We start from the raw sequence: 2,774 nt of genomic DNA on the forward strand, positions 1-2,774 counted from the left end.
TATTGCTTTTTTTGTTTTTCTGAATATTCCGGCACATTTTCAGTATTATTTATTTCCAACAACATTCTTAAACTATCTGGCACTCCATCTAACGCTTTTCTCCACGCTTCACTCTGTTGCTTTGCAACCGCCATCTCATACTGCATAACATAATCCTGATATGCCTTTTCTCTCGCGGCACTTGCTTCTTTATCTACCTTTAACAACTGCCGTTTGGTATCTTGCTTCATAAGCATTAGACGCTTTTGACAACAGCCTTTCATTGTTCCACGACCGTAATAATCGGCTTCTTTCCTGTTCCTGCTTTGCAATCTTTTCATTCAACATTTCCTGCTGCTGTTTTTTAACCTGCGCCCGTTTTTCCAGATATTCTTCCAAAAGCTCTTTTTGTCTATCTTTCTTGTTGCTTGTCTTTTTATAAAAACTGTTTTGTGAACGAGCAAAAAATTCCGATTGATTATTAACACCAGACCATGAATCGCCCCTATAATCTTTAGCAGTAGCTCCTACAGTGAGCACCATAGAAGCTTCCAACGGTGCAAAGGACGAAGTTAAGTCACGTTTAAGTGCTGATAATATCTTTTGCCTGTACTCCGGATCATCTTTCATATTCTTAAATGCTTCCTCTGATATGTTGATAGCCACATTGGTTATAGTTCTATTTCTGGGTATCTTATCAATTTCAGCATAAAATTCCTTTTTGAAAATCGCCATTTCTTCCGCTTCTGATAATTCCTTTGTATTGCCCGTTTCTCCCGTGCTGTTTACGCTCTTTGTACTTTTCGTTGTTGCAACATTGTTCTGATAATAGCTCTGTCCTATTCCACTAATAGCCATTTTTAATCCTCCTTTATCAGCACTTTTTCATGCCTTTATATCAAATAGGCGTTTGCGAAACGCCAAAAGCCGCATAAATACGGCATTTTTTGTTGTTAAAATAAAATATCTCCTCAAGATTTATGGTAAAATAGAGTTGCGAGAAACTATCAACCAATCCTGATATGCCTTTTCTCTCGCAGCACTTGCTTCTTTGTCTGTCTTTAACAACTGCTGCTTGGTATCTTCCGTCAATTCCACCTCTTTACCATTGACCGTAACATATCCTCTTGCAACTGCCCTGCTGACCATTGCAGAATCAGAGAAATGCACAATATAAGAATTTTCTTTATCTCCTTTTGTGATACCCAATACATCCTTTCCAGATGTTGCTGTGATTTTTTCTTGTTCGCATACCTTTTTACTTTCTGCATTCTGTTGGCTATAATGCGGATATTTACTATATAAATTTTTCTGTCGGTCATAGATGGAATCAATCTGTTTATTTAAAATGTTCATAGTCCACTGCCCTCCCTTGCTTTTTCCTTATTATTTCAATATTTCTCAAACATTTTAATACCCGCATTAAACAATAAAACCAATTTTTTCAAACAGAAATTCACAATATTTATGCATATCCTGATTTCCGCTTCTTAAAACAGAAGAAAACAAAGACTTTATATCTATATTTCCTCCCGTTCTTTCATATTGCTCCAGATAAAGTGAACGGAACTCTAAATAAGAATCTTGAATATAGTCACATGCCTGATTTATATCAAAGGCATCAAACGATTCATCCAATTTTGTATTCTGAAATTTCTGCTTATTTTCTGCATTTTGCTTTTGACTTTTGGCAACCATTTTGTCCCATTTTATCAGTTCCTCAAAACCTTTATTTAGCTTTTCCAATTCTTCATCCATTGACAACAGACGTCTTTTTCCACTCTCTGGATTATCGCATACATACACTTCTCTTGTTCCATTCCTATATCCTTCTACAATTTTTTGATACATAGTAGAATAGGCATATGCAGCTCCCATTCCAATATCATCGAAACCATACCCATTTTTACTTTCACGGATACTTTTTAAATATTTAGCATTTTCATCCCATAATTCTCGAAGATAATCATTTGACCAAACAGTTTTAGGCACCGTTTCTCTGATATAATTTGCGTAACTAGCGTCTAAGGCAAAACTATCATGTATATATGTGTTTTCCTGATTTTCCCCATCGACTTCATCTGAATGTTCTATCTTCCGGCATACGTCCTTGCCGGATGTTACGGTCATTTTTTCTTGCGATTCATTTGCCTTATGCTTTTTATGAGAAAACCCTATAGTTTTCATATGATCGCCTTTTTGATGACCGTACAATGAAGATACGGTATTCTGACCAAAACCGATGTGCATACTTCTATTCCTCCAATCAGTTTATCTGAATTGTACCGTCTACTATCACAAACTGTACGTTTAACTCAGACATAATATCTTTGTGCTGTGTCCGGTTATATGCTAAAATTTCCCAGATATCGCTTGCGTAATCCTGATAGGTCAGATTCCCGCCCGGATTTAACTGAATTTTCAACGCCTAATCCCATATTAACTCCTTTCCACGGTTCTTCTGTCAGTCAGAACCGTACCTGCTCTCTCCATCCGAAGCCCAAGCAGTAACCTTTAATTGATTTATTGGAGTAAGATAACACTTTTGGAGTTATCTTACTCCTTTTGTTTTGCCATTACGATAATCACAACCGCAACACTCCACAAAATATTTCATTATTCTGACCTAGTTTTCCCTTTTCTTCGGTCTTTTCGGCTGGTGATAAATCGCTGAACACTCTGCCGTCCTGCCAAGAACTGTTTTTTCCACTTCATTCCGGGCAATTCTCTCCACTACCTTCAATACCTTGTTTGTAATCTTTTCTTTCTTCAAAATTATAGAAATTGATACTATG

General features: G+C 36.7%; 5 protein-coding genes and 1 pseudogene. All 6 read right to left on the reverse strand.

The features are described 5' to 3' along the window. Positions 1 to 230: pseudogene (locus tag WMO43_RS13985) on the reverse strand (hypothetical protein); the annotation flags it as partial. Next, a complete protein-coding gene (locus WMO43_RS13990; RefSeq protein WP_117698920.1) occupies positions 190 to 837 on the reverse strand; it encodes a hypothetical protein in 648 nt (215 codons plus the stop codon). The gene WMO43_RS13990 and the pseudogene WMO43_RS13985, both read right to left, overlap by 41 nt. 120 nt (positions 838 to 957) lie before the next feature. Further along, a complete protein-coding gene (locus tag WMO43_RS13995; protein ID WP_117921150.1) occupies positions 958 to 1,335 on the reverse strand; it encodes a hypothetical protein in 378 nt (125 codons plus the stop codon). Between the two features lie 66 nt (positions 1,336 to 1,401). Next, on the reverse strand, positions 1,402 to 2,229 hold the full coding sequence (locus WMO43_RS14000; protein WP_118057765.1) for a hypothetical protein: 828 nt from the start codon (positions 2,227 to 2,229) through the stop codon (positions 1,402 to 1,404). A gap of 16 nt (positions 2,230 to 2,245) precedes the next feature. Further along, on the reverse strand, positions 2,246 to 2,404 hold the full coding sequence (locus tag WMO43_RS14005) for a hypothetical protein (RefSeq protein ID WP_154267374.1): 159 nt from the start codon (positions 2,402 to 2,404) through the stop codon (positions 2,246 to 2,248). 201 nt (positions 2,405 to 2,605) lie between these two features. Beyond that, positions 2,606 to 2,752 carry an AgrD family cyclic lactone autoinducer peptide gene (locus WMO43_RS14010; RefSeq protein ID WP_155177830.1) on the reverse strand — a complete coding sequence of 49 codons (147 nt, stop codon included), beginning with the start codon at positions 2,750 to 2,752 and terminating at the stop codon, positions 2,606 to 2,608. Between the last annotated feature and the right edge of the window lie 22 nt (positions 2,753 to 2,774).

It is taken from the genome of Maccoyibacter intestinihominis (assembly GCF_040096355.1).
GTDB classification, from domain to species: domain Bacteria; phylum Bacillota; class Clostridia; order Lachnospirales; family Lachnospiraceae; genus Maccoyibacter; species Maccoyibacter intestinihominis.

What these genes read in the sequence shown, in the direction of transcription:
- WMO43_RS13995 (WP_117921150.1), bottom strand. Translation starts at nt 1,335, where the DNA reads ATGAACATTTTAAATAAACAGATTGATTCCATCTATGACCGACAGAAA.
- WMO43_RS13990 (WP_117698920.1), bottom strand. Translation starts at nt 837, where the DNA reads ATGGCTATTAGTGGAATAGGACAGAGCTATTATCAGAACAATGTTGCA.
- WMO43_RS14000 (WP_118057765.1), bottom strand. Translation starts at nt 2,229, where the DNA reads ATGCACATCGGTTTTGGTCAGAATACCGTATCTTCATTGTACGGTCAT.